General features: G+C 70.4%; 16 protein-coding genes. 4 read left to right on the top strand and 12 right to left on the bottom strand.

The annotated features are described in order from the left end of the window. Positions 1-50: 50 nt before the first annotated feature. From ACLQ27_RS25635 to ACLQ27_RS25600, 8 genes are read right to left on the bottom strand one after another with little or no spacing between them, the layout of a single operon-like run. Positions 51-1,706: a DUF4127 family protein gene (locus ACLQ27_RS25635; protein ID WP_234581827.1), complete on the bottom strand. Its 1,656-nt coding sequence runs from the start codon at positions 1,704-1,706 to the stop codon at positions 51-53. Then, positions 1,703-2,416, bottom strand: coding sequence for an N-acetylmannosamine-6-phosphate 2-epimerase (locus tag ACLQ27_RS25630; RefSeq protein WP_357574800.1), 714 nt, complete (start codon positions 2,414-2,416; stop codon positions 1,703-1,705). Before ACLQ27_RS25630 ends, ACLQ27_RS25635 begins: the two co-directional genes overlap by 4 nt. After that, a complete protein-coding gene (locus ACLQ27_RS25625; RefSeq protein WP_425869040.1) occupies positions 2,413-3,327 on the bottom strand; it encodes an ROK family protein in 915 nt (304 codons plus the stop codon). The genes ACLQ27_RS25630 and ACLQ27_RS25625 overlap by 4 nt, the downstream gene beginning before the upstream one ends. Then, positions 3,324-4,166 carry a carbohydrate ABC transporter permease gene (locus tag ACLQ27_RS25620; protein WP_234581824.1) on the bottom strand — a complete coding sequence of 281 codons (843 nt, stop codon included), beginning with the start codon at positions 4,164-4,166 and terminating at the stop codon, positions 3,324-3,326. The genes ACLQ27_RS25625 and ACLQ27_RS25620 overlap by 4 nt, the downstream gene beginning before the upstream one ends. Continuing rightward, complete coding sequence (locus ACLQ27_RS25615) at positions 4,156-5,103, bottom strand: carbohydrate ABC transporter permease (RefSeq protein WP_357489468.1); 948 nt, start codon at positions 5,101-5,103, stop codon at positions 4,156-4,158. Before ACLQ27_RS25615 ends, ACLQ27_RS25620 begins: the two co-directional genes overlap by 11 nt. Positions 5,104-5,114: 11 nt before the next feature. Then, a complete protein-coding gene (locus ACLQ27_RS25610; RefSeq protein ID WP_234581822.1) occupies positions 5,115-6,398 on the bottom strand; it encodes an ABC transporter substrate-binding protein in 1,284 nt (427 codons plus the stop codon). 25 nt (positions 6,399-6,423) lie between these two features. Continuing rightward, a complete protein-coding gene (locus ACLQ27_RS25605; protein ID WP_357574802.1) occupies positions 6,424-8,019 on the bottom strand; it encodes an FAD-dependent oxidoreductase in 1,596 nt (531 codons plus the stop codon). 40 nt (positions 8,020-8,059) lie between these two features. Then, positions 8,060-9,106, bottom strand: a complete 1,047-nt coding sequence (locus ACLQ27_RS25600; protein ID WP_425869037.1) for a LacI family DNA-binding transcriptional regulator — start codon at positions 9,104-9,106, stop codon at positions 8,060-8,062. Between the two features lie 364 nt (positions 9,107-9,470). Between ACLQ27_RS25600 and ACLQ27_RS25595 the strand changes: the two genes are divergently transcribed. Then, positions 9,471-10,829, top strand: a complete 1,359-nt coding sequence (locus ACLQ27_RS25595) for a hypothetical protein (RefSeq protein WP_425869036.1) — start codon at positions 9,471-9,473, stop codon at positions 10,827-10,829. Between the two features lie 101 nt (positions 10,830-10,930). Here the strand turns inward: ACLQ27_RS25595 and ACLQ27_RS25590 are convergent, their stop codons facing one another. Further along, positions 10,931-11,413 carry a MarR family winged helix-turn-helix transcriptional regulator gene (locus tag ACLQ27_RS25590; protein WP_357489476.1) on the bottom strand — a complete coding sequence of 161 codons (483 nt, stop codon included), beginning with the start codon at positions 11,411-11,413 and terminating at the stop codon, positions 10,931-10,933. Positions 11,414-11,444: 31 nt separating this feature from the next. Between ACLQ27_RS25590 and ACLQ27_RS25585 the strand changes: the two genes are divergently transcribed. Further along, positions 11,445-12,521: a GNAT family N-acetyltransferase gene (locus ACLQ27_RS25585; protein ID WP_425869034.1), complete on the top strand. Its 1,077-nt coding sequence runs from the start codon at positions 11,445-11,447 to the stop codon at positions 12,519-12,521. A 59-nt stretch (positions 12,522-12,580) separates the two neighbouring features. On the opposite strand, the gene ACLQ27_RS25580 is transcribed toward ACLQ27_RS25585, so the two are convergent. Beyond that, a complete protein-coding gene (locus ACLQ27_RS25580) occupies positions 12,581-13,153 on the bottom strand; it encodes a hypothetical protein (RefSeq protein WP_425869032.1) in 573 nt (190 codons plus the stop codon). A gap of 283 nt (positions 13,154-13,436) precedes the next feature. Between ACLQ27_RS25580 and ACLQ27_RS25575 the strand changes: the two genes are divergently transcribed. Together ACLQ27_RS25575 and ACLQ27_RS25570 are read left to right on the top strand one after the other, a co-directional pair. After that, complete coding sequence (locus tag ACLQ27_RS25575; RefSeq protein WP_425869031.1) at positions 13,437-14,264, top strand: ABC transporter ATP-binding protein; 828 nt, start codon at positions 13,437-13,439, stop codon at positions 14,262-14,264. Further along, positions 14,264-16,867, top strand: a complete 2,604-nt coding sequence (locus tag ACLQ27_RS25570; RefSeq protein WP_425869029.1) for an ABC transporter permease — start codon at positions 14,264-14,266, stop codon at positions 16,865-16,867. Before ACLQ27_RS25575 ends, ACLQ27_RS25570 begins: the two co-directional genes overlap by 1 nt. Positions 16,868-16,889: 22 nt before the next feature. On the opposite strand, the gene ACLQ27_RS25565 is transcribed toward ACLQ27_RS25570, so the two are convergent. Together ACLQ27_RS25565 and ACLQ27_RS25560 are read right to left on the bottom strand one after the other, a co-directional pair. Next, positions 16,890-17,549, bottom strand: coding sequence for a response regulator (locus ACLQ27_RS25565; RefSeq protein ID WP_234581814.1), 660 nt, complete (start codon positions 17,547-17,549; stop codon positions 16,890-16,892). Then, entirely contained in the window at positions 17,537-18,718 is a 1,182-nt protein-coding gene (locus tag ACLQ27_RS25560) for a histidine kinase (protein ID WP_425869028.1), read from the bottom strand. The genes ACLQ27_RS25565 and ACLQ27_RS25560 overlap by 13 nt, the downstream gene beginning before the upstream one ends. Positions 18,719-18,889 lie beyond the last annotated feature (171 nt).

Genomic DNA, 18,889 nt, shown 5'->3' with positions numbered 1-18,889 from the left:
CAGCATCATTCCGGCATCGTGCCGGTCCGATGTGCGGGGTCGGCTACCGGTCAGGCCAGTTGCAGCCGAGGTTCGAGGATCACCTCGAAGAGCCGGTCCCACGGCAGCTCGACACGCGCCGACTCGAAGCGGGTGAGGGTGGCCGTGAACGTCTTCGCGCCACGGCGACCCAGCACGATGCGATGCCCGGCGAAGTGGTCGGCGAAGTACCGCTCGGTCACGGGTACCAGCCGTTCCCTGACCCAGCCGTCGAAGTAGGTCTTCTGCTCGGGCGTGAGCGCGAGCGGGTCCCAGCCCCGCGCCCGTGCGTGCGCGTACGCCTCGACCTGCACGATGTTCTTCCACGGGTCGTCCTTGACGAACCGGTAGAGCAGGTACTCGGCGTGGGCCTGGCCCGGCGCGCGCAGGTCGGGCACGCCGAACCCGCTGCCGGAGGCGCGCAGGTACGCCCACCGGGCGGTGCCGTGGCTGAGCGCCAGGCCGAGCGCGTTACCACCGGTGTTCCACCCTGAGTACGACAGCAGCGCCGCGAGATCCAGGTGGCTCTCCATCCGCGCTACCAGGTCGTGGTCGGCCTTGTTCACGATGAGCGGGTCCACCACGATGAGCGGGGTGCCGGCGGCCAGCAGCTTGCCGATCCGTCCGACGAAGGCGTCCAGGTCGGCGGCCCGTTGCCCGGGCGCCGTCGAGGGGGTGTTCACGGCGAGCACGATGTCCGCGTCGCGGCTGACGACCCGTCCTCCGACCGAGGTGACGTGCCGCCGGATGTTCTCCGCGAACGGGATGCCCTCCAGTTGTGCGGTCCAGTCCTCACCGGAGACGCCGGCGTACTCCACCCGGTAGGTGGGGCCGGTGCCGGCCGCGACCACCCGCGCGACCAGCAGCGCGTTGACCTCGTCGGCACCGGGGAAGATCTCCACCCGGTCGCTGACGCCGAGTTCGTCGACGAGCGCCTCCAGCTCCACCCGCTCGGCCCGGGCCAGGCCCACCGGCGCGGTGTCGTCCTCGGAGAGCACGAGGTGATTGATGGTGCCGTCGGCGACCCACTCGACCATAAGCCGGTTGACCTGGTGGTTACGGGCCCGGGCGGCCAGATAGTCCTCGACGACCTGGTCGGGGATCTGGGCCCGAACGGTGTCGAGCTGGGCGCGCAGCTCCTCCTGCCCGAGGTTCGTCACCTGGTCGTAAAGTTTCGCCCAGGAGACGAGCAGGTCGCGGTACCGATCCAGCTCCGTGCCCGTGCTGGTGATGGCGAGGCGCTGGATGGTGTCGTGCACCTCGATCACCGCCTCCGGCCGGGTGGAGCGCAGGGTGCGGATCGCGGCCAGGTTCGCCAGGGCGGCGGCCAGCGTCGGGGCGGCGGTGCGGGAGGCGATCAGGCCGCCGTACGCGAGCATGCTGACCGAGATCACGTACCCGTCGACGCTGGTGGTGGTGCCGAGCCAGCGGGCGATGGCGGCGCCGTCGCCGGGGGTGAAGAAGCGGCCCAGCGTCTCCCGTGGCGGCAGCTGCACCCGGGCGCCGGCGCTGGCCGCGGTCATCTGCGCCGCGTACGTGTTGACGGGCCGGTCGTCCAACGGGACCAGCGCCACGGTCAACTGCCGCTTGCCGGGGCCGGTGACCGCGGGCCCGGCGAATGCGGGCCGGCCCACGGCCACGGTGCTCAGCCCGGCCATGCCGGTGGCCAGAAGGGTGCGTCTTCTCATAGCTCACTCCTCTGTTTCGGTGCGCTCGCCGCGCGGGGGGTGGCCGGCACGAGCCGGCGGGTGATCCAGAGCGGTGAGGTGACGGCGTTGCCCATCACCACCGCATGGGCACCTGCCTCGAATGCCTGGCCGATCTGTTCCGTGTTGCGGTACCGCCCTTCGGCGATGACCGGAACGGGCAGCAGTGCGACGAGTCGCTCCACGAGCCCGAGGTCGGGCCCGTCCGTCGGTGGGCTGGCCGGTGTGTAACCGGACAGCGTGGTGGCGACGGCGTCCGCGCCGGCCTCGACGGCTGCGACGCCCTCGGCGGCGGTGGCGACGTCTGCCAGGATCAGTGCGTCGGTCCGTTCGCGGAGCACGCGGACCGTGTCGGCGAAGGCGCGGCCGTCCGGCCGGGGGCGGTCGGTGGCGTCGATCGCGACGATCTCCGCCCCGGCCAGGGCCACCTCGAGCGCGTGGGCCGCGGTCGGGGTGATGAAGACGTCCTCGGCGCCGTGCTTGTACAGCCCGATCATCGGAACGTCGACGGCAGCGCGAACGGTTCGGACGTCGTCCGGTCCGTTGACCCGGACCGCCACCGCGCCGCCGCGTACCACAGCGGCCGCCACCCGTGCCTGGACGTACGGATCCCGCATCGGATCGCCCGGGTCGTCGGGCAGCGGCTGGCAGGACACCACCAGCCCGCCGGCCAGGTCGTCGAGCACGTTCACCTGTTGGTCCCTTCGATGTGGGGTCGGTCGATGGCCAGTCGGGCGGCCCCGACGAGGACGGCGTCGGTGCCCAGCGCGGCGGGCAGGAGCGGAACGTCGGCCCAGCCGGCGGGCACCTCGGCCGAGTAGGCGGCCGAAGCGGCGGGCAGCAGGGAACCGGCCGCTCCGCCGGCGACCAGGACAGCGTCCGGATCGAGCAGCGCCACCAATCCCGCCAGGGTCGCGCCGAGGACGGCTCCGGCCCGTTCCACGACCCGCTGGGCGGCGCCGTCTCCGGTCGCGGCGCGCTCGGCAACGGTCCGCCCGGTGACGTGGATGCCGGTCTCGATGGCGTACGCGGCGGCCAGCCCGCTGCCGGAGGCGATCGCCTCCAGGTGCCCGTGGCGGCCGCATCCGCACCGCAGTCGTTCGGCGCCCGGGGCGGGCAGATGCCCCACCTCGCCGGCTACCCCGCGGGCGCCGGCCTCGACCCGGTCGTTGCGGATGATCGCCCCACCCAACCCGGTGCCGACGGCCACCAGCAGGATGTGGGCGCGGTCCCGTCCGGCGCCGGCCCAGCTTTCGCCGAGCGCGGCGGCGTTCACGTCGTTGGTGACGCGCACGTTGCGACCCAGCCGGGTGGCCAGCTCGTCGGCGACCGGGATGCCCGTCCAGCCGGGCAGGCTGTCGGTGGCGTACCGGATGCTGCCGGTCGCGGGATCGACCGTGCCGGCGGTGCCCACGCCCAACGGTCCGGCGGTCGCGCCGAGCAGATCGGTGGCCAGCCGGGCGGCGACGTCTAGCACGGCCTCGGGCCCGGACCGGGCCGGGGTGGGCGCCTCGCGGCGCTCCAGCACCCGCCCGGTCCGGTCGACGAGCGCGGCCGCCGTCTTGGTGCCGCCGATGTCGATTCCGACAACCGGTGTCGTCATCCCTTGAGGCCGGTGTGCGCCAGGCCCTCGACGAACTGCTTCTGCGCGATGACGAAGACCACCAGGACGGGCAGGGCGGTCATCGACGCCGCGGCCATCTGGACGTCCCACATGGGGCCGCCGTACGCGTCGACGAACTGGGTGAGCGCCTGGGGCAGGGTGAACTTCTCCGGCGAGGAGAGGAAGACGATCGGCTCCAGATAGAGGTTCCAGCTGTGCAGGAAGGTGAAGATCGCCACCGCGCCCAGCGCCGGCCGCGACAGCGGCAGGGCGATCCGCCAGAAGGTGGCGAATCGGCCCAGCCCGTCGACCCGGGCCGCCTCCTCCAGCTCACCGGGCAGGCTGATGAAGAACTGCCGCATGATGAACGTCGCCAGAACGCTGGGGGCGCCGAAGATCGGCACCAGGATCAGCGGCCAGTGGGTGTTGACCAGGCCGAGTTTGAAGAACATCTGGAACAGCGGCACGATCGTCACCTCGCTCGGAATGAGCAGGCCCGCGAGGACGACCAGGAACAGCACGTTCTGGCCCCGGAACCGGATGCGCGCGAAGGCGTACCCGGCCAGCGCCGACACGGCCATGGTGCCGACCGTGACGACCAGCGCGATGTAGAGGCTGTTCAGGTACTGCTGCCCGAACGGCTGCAACTCGAACACCCGCTGGTAGGCGTCGAACCGGGGATTGGTCGGCAGGAGCTTCGGCGGGAAGGCGAAGATGTCCGCCACCGGCTTCAGCGACGAGGTGACCATCCACCAGGTCGGAAAGACGAACGGGATCGCCAGGACCAGCAGCACCCCGTAGAGCACCAGCTTGGTCCGGCGGGACAGGTCACGACTCATGGAAGACCCACCTCTTGCGCATCTGCCACTGCAGCACGGTGAGGGCGAGCACGATGGCGAACAGGACGATCGACAGCGTGGCGCCGTAGCCGAAGTGATGGAATTGGAAGGCCTGCTGGTACAGGTAGTAGACGAGGACCGTCGTCGATGCGCCCGGGCCGCCCTGGGTGAGCACCGAGATCTGCGCGAAGACCTGCAACGACCCGACCACTGTGATGATCGACGTCAGCAGGATCGTGGGGCTGATCAGCGGTACGGTGATCCGCCAGAACTGACGCATGCGGCTCGCCCCGTCCACCTCGGCGGCCTCGTACAGCTCGCCCGGCACACCCTGGAGGGCGGCCAGGAACAGCACCATGTTCAGGCCGACGTTCTTGAACACCTGCACGACGATCACGGAGACCATTGCGGTGCCCTCGCCGCGCAGCCAGTTCGGCCCGTCCACCCCGATGGTGTCGAGCAGCCCGTTGATCCCGCCGTTGTCCTGAAGCAGGAAGCCCCAGACGATGGTCCAGGCCACCAGCGAGACCACCACGGGCGAGAAGAACAGCGTGCGGAACACGATCGTGCCCCGCAGCCTCTGGTTCAGCAGGACGGCCAGAAGCAGCGCCAGGCCGAGGTTGAGCACCACCAAACCGACGGAGAACAGTCCGGTGGCGCGCAGCACCGCACCGAGGTTGGGATCATCGGCGAGAGCCTTGTAGTTGTCGGTGCCGACGAAGTCGAAGGTTCCGGCGAGCACGTTCCACTCGTGCAGGCTGTACCAGAGCACGAGGATCAGCGGCAGGATCACGAAGACGACGCTGCCGAGCAGTTGCGGTGCGATGAACACGTATCCGGCGAGCTGGTCCCGGCGGCGGCTGGTCCAGAACGGCCGGGCCGGGCCCGGGGTGGGCCCGGCAGCAGCCGAGCCCACCCTGGTGTCCGTCTGGGTCATTATCGTTGGCCTTACTTCGCCAGCAGCGGCTGGATCTTGGTGCAGACGCCGTCGAGTACGGCCTTGACGTCCGCGTTCGGCTGCCACAGCGGGTCGAGCCCGGCGCGGACCTGCTGGCTCAGCTCGGCCTGGCCGGAGTGGCTGGGCTTGACCACGCCGTTGGTGATGCCGTCGATGACGACCTTCTGCAGCTGCTCCGGCTTGAGCTTCGGGTTCGTCTTGGCGAGGGTCTCGGCGGTCAGCTGCGACTGCCGGGGCGCCGGGAAGAACTGGGCGAGCTTCGCCGAGTTCGTGGGGTTGGTGAAGAAGGCCAGGAAGTCGGCCGCCTGCTTGGCGTGCGGGCTCTTCTTCATCACACCGATGCCGGCCTGGCCGACCACCGCGTAGTTCCCCTTCGGACCGGCCGGCAGTGGCACCAGGTCCCACCCGAAGCCGTCGTCCTTCAGCAGCGAGGCGCGGGAGATCTGGGTGACCGTCATGGCCGAGTCACCGGCGAAGAAGTCGGCGGTCGTGCCGGGGCCCGGCAGCGCCTTCTGGGTGAAGGTGGCCTTGTGCAGGGTGGTCATCGCGTCGACCATCTCCGGGCTGTTGAAGCCACAGGACTTGCCGTCCTCGCTCCACGCCTGGGCACCCCACCCGGTCCAGAAGGTGGACAGGTTGTCCCAGCCCTTGTAGTCGAAGTCCCGGATGACCATCCCGGCCTTGCCGGAGTCCGCCGCCGTCGCCGCGGCGGTTGCCAGGGCGTTGTCCCAGTTCCACTGGCCAGCCGCGATCAGCTCGGCCGGGGTCTTCTGCCCGGCCTTCTTGACCATGTCGTTGTTGACGAAGACCCCGAACGGCGAGGTGGAGAAGGGGTACGCGTACAGCTTGCCGTCGTTCTGCCAGAGCTTGAGCGTGGCGGGGGAGATGTCCTCGTACCCGTAGCCCTCGGCCTTCTTGAGGGTGTCGTCCAGCGGCAGCAGCGCGCCCGAGGCCACGAAGTCGGGGGCGGAGTTCTCGAACACCCACGCGAGGTCCGGCGCGTTCCCGCCCGCGATCTGCGTCGTCAGGGTCGTGGTGTACGTGTCGAACGGCAGCGGATCGAACTTGATCTCGGTCACGTCCGGGTGGCTCTTGCGGTACTCGTCGGCGATCTCGTTGAACAACTTGAGGTGCGCCTCGTTGGCCGACCAGACGGTCATCCGCAGTGCCGCCGGGCCGCTGTCGTCGGCGTCGTCACCGCCACCGCAGGCGGTCAGGGCGAGCGTGCCGGCCAGTGCCACGGCAACGCCGCGCAGGGCCTTTCCTGCTTTCACAATATTCTCCTTACCGGGGGTGTGTTCAGTAGCCCGCGATCTGTGGCCAGCGCTGCTCCACCCCGGCCGCGGTGAGACGGTCCTGGAAGTCAGCCAGCAGACGGGGGGTGTTGCGGACCGCGCGCGGGGACTCGCCCTGCGCCAGACAGAAGTCGGCGAGCAGACCGGCGACCTCGCCGACGTTCCACTCGACGGGGTGCAGCCGGTAGCTGCCGTTGGTGATGTGGGTGGTGCCGATGTTCTTGCCGGCCGGCAGCAGGTTCTCCATCCGCTGCGGGATCAGCGCGCCGAGCGGGATCTCGAACGGGCAGGAGCCGACGTCGATGTAGTTGTCGCCGCCGGTCGACGGGTGCAGGTCGATCCGGTACATGCCCACGCCCACCGCGTCCGGGTAGCTGACCGCGCCGTGGTCGCCCCGGACCGCCAGGGACAGATCCTGCTCGGCCACCGTGTATTCGGCACGGATCCGGCGGGACTCGCGGATGTACGGGGCCTGGGCCAGGCCGTCCGCGCTGCCGGTCACGTCGCCACGCAGCCGCAGGCCCGGGAAGCCGGTGCCGCCGTCTGGGCGCGGCGCCTCCGTCTGCATCCAGTACAGCACCGAGTACGACAGCTCGCGGGCCTTGGACAGGTGCCACGACGCGTTCGGGACGTCGATGACCGGACCCTCGAAGTAGTCGATCATCGGCCAGTTGACCAGCGTGATGTCGCTGTCGTACGCGCCGTCGGTGAAGTTGCGCCGCGCGGCGATCCGGCGGAACGTCCACAGGTTGCCGTCGCCGGGGTTGAGGCGTTGGTCGGCGTTGACGCTCAACGGGTCGTCGTCCGGGTTGGGGGTGAAGCTGCGTTCGACGATCTCCAGCGTGCGCGGGTGCGGTGACTTCCAGGACAGCAGCCGGTCACCCCAGAAGTCGGGCTTGTAGTCGCGCCAGAAGTCGTACCCCGCGGGACGGTCGATGGTGTGGTCGCCGTCGACGTGGTCGAGGGCGAAGCAGACGGACACCGCCTGCATGTTCATCGGCTGGGCCTCGGCCGGGGCGCTCGGCTCACCGGTGTCCGCCTGCGATTCGAACCCGGTGACGTACTCGGTGCCCGTCAGCGGCAGCAACTCGCCGGTCTCGGTGGCGTCCAGGACGTACGGCGCGACCACGTCGATCCGCTCGTCGCGGTCGCGGTGCGCGAGGGTCACGCCGGTCACCCGGTCCCCGTCGGTCTCCGCGGCCACCGGCCGGTACGGCTGGAGCACCCGGATACGGCCCGAACCGAGGTACGGCGCGAGCATCTGTTCGAGGACAGCGACGGCCACCCGCGGCTCGTGGCAGAGCCGGCTCACCCAACCCGCACCGGGGTTGAGGTCGGTCCAGGACCGGGACCGTTCGGTCAACGGGTAGTGCCGACGGTAGTAGGCGCGAATGCCGTTGCGCAGCTCCCGATAGCTGGCGGTGGCGCCGAACTGCTCGATCCAGGAGTGTTCGTCCGGGGGGACGGCCTGGCTGGTGAGTTGCCCGCCGAGCCAGTCGAACTCCTCGGTCAGGATGACGGACCGGCCGGCCCGGGCTGCGGCGAGCGCCGCGGCGACGCCGCCCAACCCGCCCCCGACGACGAGGACGTCCGTACGCATGAGTACCACGTGTTTCCTTCCAAGTTGCGCGGCCGACCGCTCAGCGCCGGTCAACCGCCGGATCAGGGGTGCCGAGGGTGCTGCCCTCGACGATTTCGCAGGGGAGAAGTCGCTGCTGGACACCGTCCGCGCTGCCATCGATGACGCCCGTCAGCACCTCGACCGACTGTCGGCCCATCTCCTCGCGGGGGATGCGGAACCCGGTGAACGTGATGTCGGTGGGGACAGGGACCGTCGGGTCGCCGAGGGTCACGATCGACAGGTCGCCGGGCACGGTCAGGCCGCGCCGGCGGGTAGCCGACTCCAGCGCGACCGCCGTGGCGAAGTCCTCCACGAAGACGACTGTGGTCCCGTCGGCCAGCAGGGCGTCGATGGTGGTGTCGGCCTCGGTGGCCAGCGCCGACATCTGCCCGGCGCTCCGGGCGGTCGCCGCGGCGGCATGAAACCCGCGGCGTCGGTCTTCGGAGGATTCCGCGGTGGTGCCCGTGCTCACGTACGTCAGCCGGCGGTGACCGTGCCGCAGCGCGATCTCGACGAGCTGGGACACCGCCGAGGCGTAGGCGGCGCCGACGTAGGGGACCGGGCCGCCGGCGTCGTCCCGGCGCCCGACGGCGACGTACGGATATCCGTCGCGGTTGAGTCGGTCCAGCTCCGCGCCGGCGATCTCGCGCCCGAGCAGGATGCACCCGTCGGCCAGACGGAGCCGGTTGTCCTGGTGGAAGATGCGTCGCCGGCCGTCCACGACCGGTGCGCTGGTGAACAGCAGCAGGTCGCAGCCGACCCGCTCGGCGTACTCCTCGATGCCCAGCAGGAACGGGTGGAAGAAGTCTCGGCTGCCGCTGGGGAAGGCGGGCTCGTACGTGAAGACGCCGATGATCCGGTTGAACCGTGCGGCGAGGCGGCGGGCCACGGGGTCAGCCGCGTACCCGGTCTCGGCGATCACCCGCAGCACCCGGTCCCGGGTCTCCTGGGCGATGCGGACGTCGGCGTCGGTCCGATTGTTGAGCACCAGCGACACCGTCGCCTGACTGACGCCAGCCATCCGCGCAATGTCACGTTGAGTGACACGTCTGGGGGGAGGAGTCACGTCAGGTCCCTTCGGCGGTGCTAATGCGTATTAGCGATCGGCGTTGGGAAGGAGCTTGGCCGGTGGTCCGGCAGCTGTCAAGAGGTGAACGAAAGGTTTCGTCGTCATGAACTGGCTGGAGTAATGCGCATTAGCTGCCGAGGCTGCCGCCGGGTCACCGTCCGGCCGGGGTGGGTCGGCGAACCCCGAGCCACCTCTTGACAGAGGCGCCGCCGAGCGCGCAACATCGAAAAAACATAGATGCTAATACGTATTAGCTCGACGGCTTCAGTGGGTGTCCGTCGATCGATACCCCCTGCCCTCACTGAGCGTCACACACATCGTTCGTGCCGCCGACGATCCCACCGACCGAAGAGGAAGCCGCATGACGAGACCATCCACCCCGTCGTCCCGACGCGCTGTCCTGGCGGCCGCCAGTGCTGGCCTGATCGTCGCCGCCGTGACCGGCGTCCGGCCGGCAGCCGCCGAACCCCCGCTCGACTTCCCCCAGTTCACCTACCAGGGCACCGCGTTCGACAAGGGCGCCCTCGCCTACAACCCGACCAACGAGTTCATCTTCCCGAGCGTCATCCGGGCCGCCGACTACTTTCCCAACCCGCTCGGGACCTACTACCTGTACTACGCGCCGCACGAGCGTCCCGGCGGGATCGCCCTCGCCTACTCCGACTCGATCAACGGCCCGTGGACGGAGTACGACGCCAACCCCCTGATCGGCAACACCTGGCTGCCGTACTACCCGACGGTCAGCCACATCTCCTCACCCCACGCGGTGTGGATCGAGGGCGAGGGCAAGCTCTTCCTCTATTTCCACGGCGAGAACTCGATCACCCGGTACGCGACCTCCGACGACGGCATCCACTTCGACTACGGCGGAACGGCGGTCAGCCGCAACGACTCCACCGGTGGCGAGACCTCCTACGCCCGGGTGTTCGAGCAGTCCGTGCCCCGTCTGGGCACCCGCTACCTGATGGTCTTCATGGACAACCCGACCGCCGCGCTGCCCGGACCTACCGGACCGGTGTCGCGACGGATCCGCTGGGCGGTCTCCACCGACGCGCGGACCTGGACCATCCAGCCCGAACCGCTCGTGACCCCGCAGGGCATCGAGGGCCCGAACGCCTCGGGGCCGTTCTTCCTACGCTGGAAGGATCGCAACCTGGTGATCTACCACGCCGCCGACGGCAACATGCACGCGGTGGACGTCGGGCAGGACTTCGACCAGGAGACGCACCTCGGCGTCGTGCACGACTCGATGACCGCCGCGCCCGACCTCGGCCGCTCGGCCGCGCCGACGTTCTATTTCGACGGGCGCACCGCGCACATGTACTACGAGGCCGGGGGTCGGCTCACCGCGACCATCGGGCACGCCACCGCCACCCTGGCGGAGCCCTTGCCGGTACGGCAGCTCGACTGTGCGGCGGACCGACCGGTCCTGTGGCCGCCGAACCACAAGATGGTCGACGTCAACGTCACCGTGGACCTGCGCGACGGTGTGCTCGGCCCGAACGCGTTCACCCTGACCGGCGTGACCGGGGGCGACGCCACGGACGTCAGTGGCTTCGCCGTCGGCGGGCCGGACATGAGCGGCGCGCTACGGGCCGAACGTGCCGGAAACGGCGGGGACCGGGTGTACCACCTCACGTATGCCGGCCACGACGAGATCGGGCGGCCGGTCGGCTGCACCGTCACCGTCACCGTCCCACACGACCGGGCCGGCAGCTAGCGGATCGTCCCGAATGGACAGGTCGCCACGACGTGCGGCGGGTCCGCTGCCGTGCTGGTGGCGGAGGCGGGACAGGGGATACCTGTCCCGCCGATGACCGGTCAGCGCCCCTGACCGCCAGTTGGGGGTTCTTCCAGCCTCCGGGCAATCTGTTCGATGGCGGCGAGGTCGTCTGGGGTGAGCCGGTCGATGAAGTGACGTCGTACCGACTGAACGTGGGCCGGTGCGGCGTTTTCGAGTGCGTCCAGACCCTGCTCGGTGAGGACAAGGAAACAGCCTCTGCCGTCGGCCGGGTCAGGTGTGCGCCGCAAGAGGCCGCGTCCCTCCATTCTGGTGGCGTGCCGGGACAGCCGGCTGCGCGACCAGCCCATCTTGTCGGCCTGTTCCCCCAGGGTGCTGGTGTGGCCCGGCCGCTCCGAGAGGGTGCTCAGCACCTCGTAGTCCGGTTCGGAGAGCCCGACCGCGGCCAGGTCGCGGGTCGTGCCGCTCTGGACGGCGACCACTACCCGCAGGAACGCCCGCCACGCCCGTTCCTCGTCGGCGTTCAACCAACCTACGGCCCCGGCCGGCACACTCGTTGACATGTAATCAACCTAGCATCTACCCTTCGTTTCCATGTCAACGAAACCGGCGCGTGTCCTCGTACTGATCTGCAGCACCCGCCCGGGTGCCCTCGGCCCCCTGGTGGCGCAGTGGTTGATCGAAGCGGCCACACCCCGTGCCGCCGCACTCGGCGTCGAGCTTGTGCCGGTGGCCCTCGGCGAACTGAACCTGCCGTTCCTCGATGAGGAGGAGCATCCGTCGTCGGGTGTCTACCAGCATGAGCACACACGTCGGTGGAGCGCGATCGTCGACGCAGCGGACGGGTTCATCGCAGTCACCCCGGAGTACAACTACGGGATGCCGGCGACGCTGAAGAACGCGCTGGACTACCTCGGCCGCGAATGGGCATGGAAGCCGATCGGCTTCGTCAGTTACGGCAACACGTCGGCGGGCACCCGGTCGGTTCAGCATGCCAAGCAGGTGGTGACCACGCTCCGCCTGGTTCCCCTGGGCGCCACCGTCGCGATTCGCATCGGTGACGCGGTGGAAAGTGGACGGCTGCTTCCCGACCCGGTCCGCGACACGGCGGGTGTCGGGCTGGTGGACGAACTGGTCCGGGTCGCCCACGCCCTGCGGCCACTGCGTGAACGCGGACGGGCCGGGACACTGTCCGGACCATTGCCGGGGTCGTACGCGAGGCGGTTGACCCCCGACGACGCGCCCGAGGTCACTGTGCTGCAGCGGTGCTGCTGGGTCGACGAAGCCGTCGCCAATGACACGATGGCCGTACCGGCTCTGCACGAGTCGCTGGAGGAGGTGCGCGGCTGGCTGGATACCTGGCACACCACGGGCATCTGGCTGGACGGCCGACTGCTGGGCATGGTGCGGGCCCGTCGCGAGGGCACAGACTTGCAGGTGGGCCGGCTCGCTGTCGTGCCCGACCTGCGGGGGCGTGGGCTGGGTCGGTGGCTGCTCCGCATCGCCGAGACCGGCGCCCGACCGGACTGCCGTCGCATCGTGCTGTTCACCGGCGCGAAGAGCCTGCGGAACATCGCGCTCTACCAGAGCGAGGGATACCAGTCGGCACCACTCACCCGCCCGGACGGAACCACCTGCCTCATCAAGGGGATATCCGCCAGTCAGCGGTGACGCTGACGGTTGCCAGGGGACGTTCCGTGGTTGCGGCCAGAGGCCCGCGCCTCCCCGCCTCACCCCGCTGCTCGGCTTATCGCGGCACTGGCCAGCCCGTTCAGCGTGGTCAGGTCGGCCGCGCCCAGGTACGGATCCGACATCATGACCACCACGACGTAGTGGCCGACCGCGGCGGCGACATAGCCGACGTAGCGGTCGCCCTCGTCGTAGGTGCCGAGGAACAGCAGCGTGTCCGGCCCAAGGTGGTCCTCGGCGACCGGGTCGAAGCCCTCCTCGTCGCCGCCCACCCCGCACCGGGCGAGCTGAGCCTTCAGTTCCGTGATGTACCTGTGTGCCCCATCGCCGCGGTACCGGGCGACGTTCTCGTAGATTCGGAAACGGGTACCGAGATCGGCCGCCTGAGAGCGACTCATGAACGGCTGCGGCACCGGCGAGTCCGAGCATGGTTGGGGTAGCAGCGACCACACCAGACCGTCCTCCACCGGCCCGGGCGCGGCCCCGCCGAGATCGTCAGGCTGCAACATGACCCTGTCCGGAATCCCTCGTGGCCGCTGCTGCGCCGCCGCCGGCACGCCTGCCGACACCAGCCCCAGAATCACGGTAGTCACCACAATCAGTGTCCTTCGCATGCGAACCATCCTTTGCGTCGCCCGCGACCGATGGATGGGCGGGAATACCCAGCTTTCCCTAGGTACTCGTACTCCGCCGGCCCCTGCCTGATCAGCAGTCGTCTGTCCCTGCTCACCTCCACCGTGGTCCCTGGACGCCGGGGCGCAGCGGTGACATCCTGCAGATGCGAACGTGTCGGGTGGTTCGGAGCCTTACCCTGCACGGCACTACAGCCAGCTGTACCTCACGTCCGGGAGTACGGGGTATCGATCCAGGCCGCCGGGAAACCTAACGTCGGACGGCATGAGATCAACGAGGGGCCTGTCGAGACGGCACGTCGCGCCGGCCGAGACCGGTGGGAGCGGCTCGCCGGCCACTGCGGCGACACCGACCTCCAGGACATGGCCGTACGCGGTGCGCCTGGATGCGGTGACGAAGGAGTACGGGTCGGGGAAGACCGCGGTACGCGCACTCGACGCGGTGACCGCCGCCTTCGCGCGCGGCACGTTCACCGCAGTCATGGGCCCCTCCGGGTCCGGCAAGAGCACGTTTCTGAACTGTGCGGCCGGTCTGGACCGGCCGACGTCGGGCCGGGTCCTGCTGGGTGACACGGACGTGTCCGAGCAGTCGGAGACCGAGCTGACCGAGCTGCGGCGCGATCGGATCGGCTTCGTGTTCCAGGCGTACAACCTGCTGGGCGCGCTGACCGTGGAGGAGAACGTCACGCTGCCGTTGCGGCTGGCGGACCGGAAGACCGACAAGACGTGGCTGGGCCAGGTGCTGGCCGCGGTGGGCCTCAGCGGGTACGACAGGCGGCGCCCCAGCGAACTGTCCGGCGGTCAGCAGCAGCGGGTCGCTGTCGCCCGCGCGCTGATCACCCGTCCGGACGTGGTGGTCGCGGACGAGCCGACCGGCGCGCTGGACACCCGTTCCAGCAAACGGGTTCTGGAGCTGCTGCGGGACGTCGTGGACGCGATGGGGCAGACGGTGCTGATGGTCACCCATGACCCGGTCGCCGCGTCCTACGCCGACTCGGTGCTGTTTCTGGCCGACGGCAGGCTCGCGGGCGAGCTGAACCGACCGACTCCGGAGCAGATCGCGTCGCGCATGACGCACCTGGGCGAGTGGTGATGCGCCGCTTGCGGCGGCTGGTCCGTGCCGTGGTGCCGTTTCCCAGGGACCTGTCGCTGGCGTGGAGCACGATCAAGGGGCGCAGGGGCGGTTTCGTCGGCTCCTTCATCGCGATCGTCGCGGGCTCGGCGGTGATCACCGCCTGCGGGATGCTGCTGGTGTCCGGGCTCGGCACCGGCGTGACCCCCGAGCGGTACTCGGGCGCGGCGGTGCTCCTCGGCGGTGCGCAGTCGTTCTGGCTCGACGAGTCCGCCGAGGTCCGCTACAGCGAGCGGGTCACGCTGCCCGCCGACAAGGTGGCCGCCGTCGCCGCGGTGCCCGGTGTGCGGGCGGCCATCGGAGACGTCAACGTCGAGGTGAGCCTGCTGGCCCCGGACGGCCACACGGTGGCCGGCCCGAACGGTTTCCCGGTGCTCGGGCACGGCTGGTCCGCTGCGGCGCTGGGCCCGTTCCGGCTGCGCGACGGCCACGCGCCCTCCGCGTCCGACGAGGTGGTGCTCGACGTCGACCTCGCCGCGCGCGGCGACGTGTCGCTCGGCGCGACGGTGCAGCTCGTGGTCGGCTCGCTCCCGTCCTCGTACCGTGTGGTGGGCCTCGCCGTCGCGCCGGGGGACGGGTTGGACCGGCAGTCCGCCGTGTTCGTCACCGACGGCCAGGCGAGCACGTTGTCCGGGCGTCCGGACCGGGTGGACGCCATCGGCGTGCTCGCCGCGCCCGGTGTCGTCCCGGAGCAGTTGGCCGAGCGCATCACGGCGGCCGTGCCGGGCGTGGTGGCGCACACCGGCGCGGGACGCGGCGATGTGGAGTTCCTGGACGTCGGTGACGCCCGCAGCCTGGTGGTCGAGACGGCGGCGTCGTTCGGCGGCACCATGGTCCTGATCGTGGTGTTCGTGGTGGCGAGCACCCTCGCGCTGTCGGTGCGGCAGCGCAGGCGGGAACTGGCTCTGCTGCGGGCCATCGGCGCGACGCCGCAGCAGATCCACCGGATGATCGGCGCCGAGATGACAGTGGTGTCGTCGGTGGGCGCCGTGGTCGGCGCGATTCCCGGCGTGCTGCTCGCGTTCGTGATGCGCGGTGTGTTCGTCCTCGCGGGAGTGATGCCCCCGGACTTCCAGATGCGGGTGGGGTTGTTGCCCGTCCTGGCGTCGCTGGTCCTCTGCGTGCTCAGTGCCCGGCTCGCTGGTTGGCTGGTGGCCCGCCGGTTGGCCAGGGTCAGCCCGGTCGAGGCGCTCGGGGACGCCGCGATCGAGCCGAAGAAGTTCGGTCGGGTGCGGGTGGCCGTCGGCGTCCTGCTCATCCCGCTCGGGCTGCTGCTGACCTGGGGCAATGTCGCGGCGCCGGGCGACTCGGCCGCCGACACCGCCGGGAGCGCGGTCCTGTTGTTCGTCGTGGCGCTCGGCTGTCTGGGACCCCTGCTGCTCCGGGGCGCCCTCGCGTTGTTCGGCTCGGGCCTGAACCGGCAGTCCACGGCCAGCGGCTTCCTCGCGCAAACGAACGCGCGGGCCAACTGGCGGCGGCTCAGTACGGCCACCACACCGCTGGCCATGGGCGTGACCCTGGCGGCCGTGCAGGTGTTCGGCGCCTCCACGACGATGGCGGGGGCGCAGCACCAGATCGAGGAGGGCCTGCGGGCCGACCACGTGGTGACCGCGCCGTCCGGTGCCGGGGTGTCCCCGGAGGTCGTGGACGCGGTGCGGGGCGTGGCCGGTGTCGCCGTGGCCACGCCGGTGGCCCGGATGCGGGTGCTGGTGACCTTCCCGTCCGAGGACAGCACCGCGACCAAGGTCTTCGCCGCCCAGGGTGTGACGCCCGAACGGCTCTCCGAAACCATGGATCTCGGGGTGAACGAGGGGGACATCGCGGAACTGCGGGGCGATGCGGTGGCGCTGAGCCGAATCGTCGCGGAGACCGTCCGGGCGAAGGTCGGCGGAACGGTCGAGCTGCGGCTCGGCGACGGCACGGTGGTCACGCCGCGGGTGGTCGCGATCTACGAGAACGGCCTGGGCTTCGGGGACGTTACCCTGCCCCACGACCTGGTCGTCGCCCACACCACCTCGCGGGTGGCCTCGGCCGTGCTGATCAGGTCGGTGGACGGGACCGACCCGACGGCGCTCACCGGTGCGCTGCGGGGCGCCGTCGAGCGCTACCCGACGGTCCAGGTCGGCGACCGAGAGGCGTTCCTGGCCACGTCGGGGTCCGGTGGCTCCGGTGACTGGGCGCTGAACCTGCTGTTCCAGACGGTGCTGCTGGGCTACATCGCGATCGCCGTGGTGAACACCCTGGTGATGGCGACGGCGGCGCGGGTTCGCGAGTTCGCGAGCCTGCGACTCATCGGCGCCAGCCGGGACCAGATCCGCGCGATGATGAACGGCGAGGCCAGGATCGTGGTTTTCGCGGCGCTGCTGTTCGGTCTGCTGGCGACGGTCCCACCGCTGATCGGCATCAGCCTGGGCCTGACGAGGTCGCCCGTTCCCCGCATCTCGCTCACCGGGCTCATCGCGATCGTGGCGCTCACCATCGCGCTCTCCTGGGGAGCGATCAGGATGGCCACCCGGTACGCGATGCGACAGGCGTTGATCGACGCGATCGGCGGGCGGGAGTGACGAGGGGTTCAGCCGGGCCGGATCAGCGATCGCCCACCTGGCCCCCGGCGTTGAGGTAGGCGAGAACGGCGAGGACGCGGCGGTGGCCGCTGTCGGCCACGGCGAGACCGAGCTTGGCGAAGATGTTGCCGATGTGCTTGTGCACGGCGTTGTCGGTGACGACGAGCCGTTCAGCGATGGCGTTGTTGTCGTGCCCCTGCGCCATCAACGCGAGTACCTCGCGCTCGCGGGGGGTGAGGGCGGCGACCGGGTCACCGGCGCGTTGGACGAGTTGCGCGATCACCTCGGGGTCCATCGCGGTGCCACCGGCGGCGACGCGGCGCAGCGCGTCGACGAACTCGTCCACCCGACTGACGCGGTCCTTGAGAAGGTAGCCGACGCCGCCGCCGGCGGTGGCCAGCAGTTCGGCGGCGTACTGCTGCTCGACGTACTGCGACAGCACCAGGACCGGAAGGCCGGGATACTCCCGCCGGGCCTGCAGTGCGGCACGGATTCCCTCGTCGCGGAAGGACGGCGGCAGCCGGACGTCGACGACCGTGACGTCGGGCCGGTGCTCCCGCACGGCCGTCAGGAAGCCGGCCGCATCCTCGGCGACGGCGGCGATCTGGAAGCCCGCGCGACCCAGCAGCAGTTCCAGTCCGGTGGACAGCAGCACGTTGTCTTCGGCGATCACCACCCGCACGGCAGCTCCACGGTCATGGTCGTCGGCCCGCCGGCCGGGCTGTCGATGTCGACAGTGCCGTCGAGCGCGAGCACCCGGCGCCGGATCCCGGCAATGCCGGTGCCCCGCCGATCGTCGGCGCCGCCGGTGCCGTTGTCGGTGATCACCACCGACAGATTGTCCGCCGCGCGGCTGACCCGTACGCCGGCCGTGGTCGCGTGGCTGTGTCTGGTGACGTTGGTCAGCGCCTCGGCGACGGCGAAGTAGACGACGGCCTCCACCGCGGGCGGCACCCGTTCGAGGTCGCCGATGTCCAACCGGGTCGGCACAGCGCAGCGGGTGGTCAGGGCCGTCAGGGCACCGTCGAGCCCGCGGTCCGCGAGGATCGGCGGATAGACGCTTCGGATCACGTCGCGCAGCTCGGTCATCGCCTCCTCGGTTCCTTCGTGTGCGTCCCGAAGAAGGTCCTCCAGGAACCGCTCGTCGCGCGGATTGTCGGAGAGAGCCTGGCGGGCCACGGCCAGCCGCATCGCGATGGCCACCAGCCGGGCCTGGGTGCCGTCGTGCAGGTCGCGTTCGATGCGGCGCAGCTCCGCGCCGTGTGCGTCGAGCACGTCCGCGCGGGTGCGGGTCAACACGGCAACCCGCTCGGCGAGCTGCTCGTTCGTCGAGTGCGACAGCACCACCAGGCAGATCCGGGCGTGCGCGCGAGCGAACGGCGGGAAGCCCAGGTAGGCCAGCGCGGTGAGCAGGAGGATCTGGAGTGGGCCAAGAGTGAGGGCGGTCGTCCAGCCGGTCACCGGGACGTCGACGAACAACCGTGGCCTGGCCTCCGGTGCGAAAGCCCACCACAGGGGTGTCGCGATCGCGGCGACCAGGATGTTGCCCACGCACAGCAGGGCGGGCAGCCCGAACGCCACTCCGGTGACGGCGTTCACCGGCAGCCAGAGCAGGGCGTGGGAGGTGCCGCTCGCGGCCGCTCGGCGTCTCGACGCGCCCTGGGCCGGACGCGATGCCAACGGCCTACCGAGCAGCCGGGCGGCGCGGTCACGGTGCCAGTCCGCCCAGAGCCGCGCGAGCCGTGGGACGCACAGCAGTGGCAGTGCGAGCACTGTGGCGACCCCCAGCAGCAACGAACCGAGCAGGTAGACACCGCCCCGCCGCACCTGCACCCACCGTTCCCCCGGCATGACACGACGTCCTTCCTCGGTGCCCCGGGAAGCTCGCACCGCCGGCACGGCGTCGTACCCTGCCCTGATTGTCGCCGCCCGCGTCATTCCTGACAGCCGATGGTACGGGGTGGCCGTCCACCCGAGTGCCGGACGCGCAGGCCGCAGCAGGGCGGCGCGAGGCCGTGCCCC

The sequence above is a fragment of the Micromonospora sp. DT63 genome, assembly GCF_049841615.1.
In the GTDB taxonomy this organism is placed as follows: Bacteria; Actinomycetota; Actinomycetes; order Mycobacteriales; family Micromonosporaceae; genus Micromonospora.
This window is presented reverse-complemented; position numbering and strand designations above follow the sequence as displayed.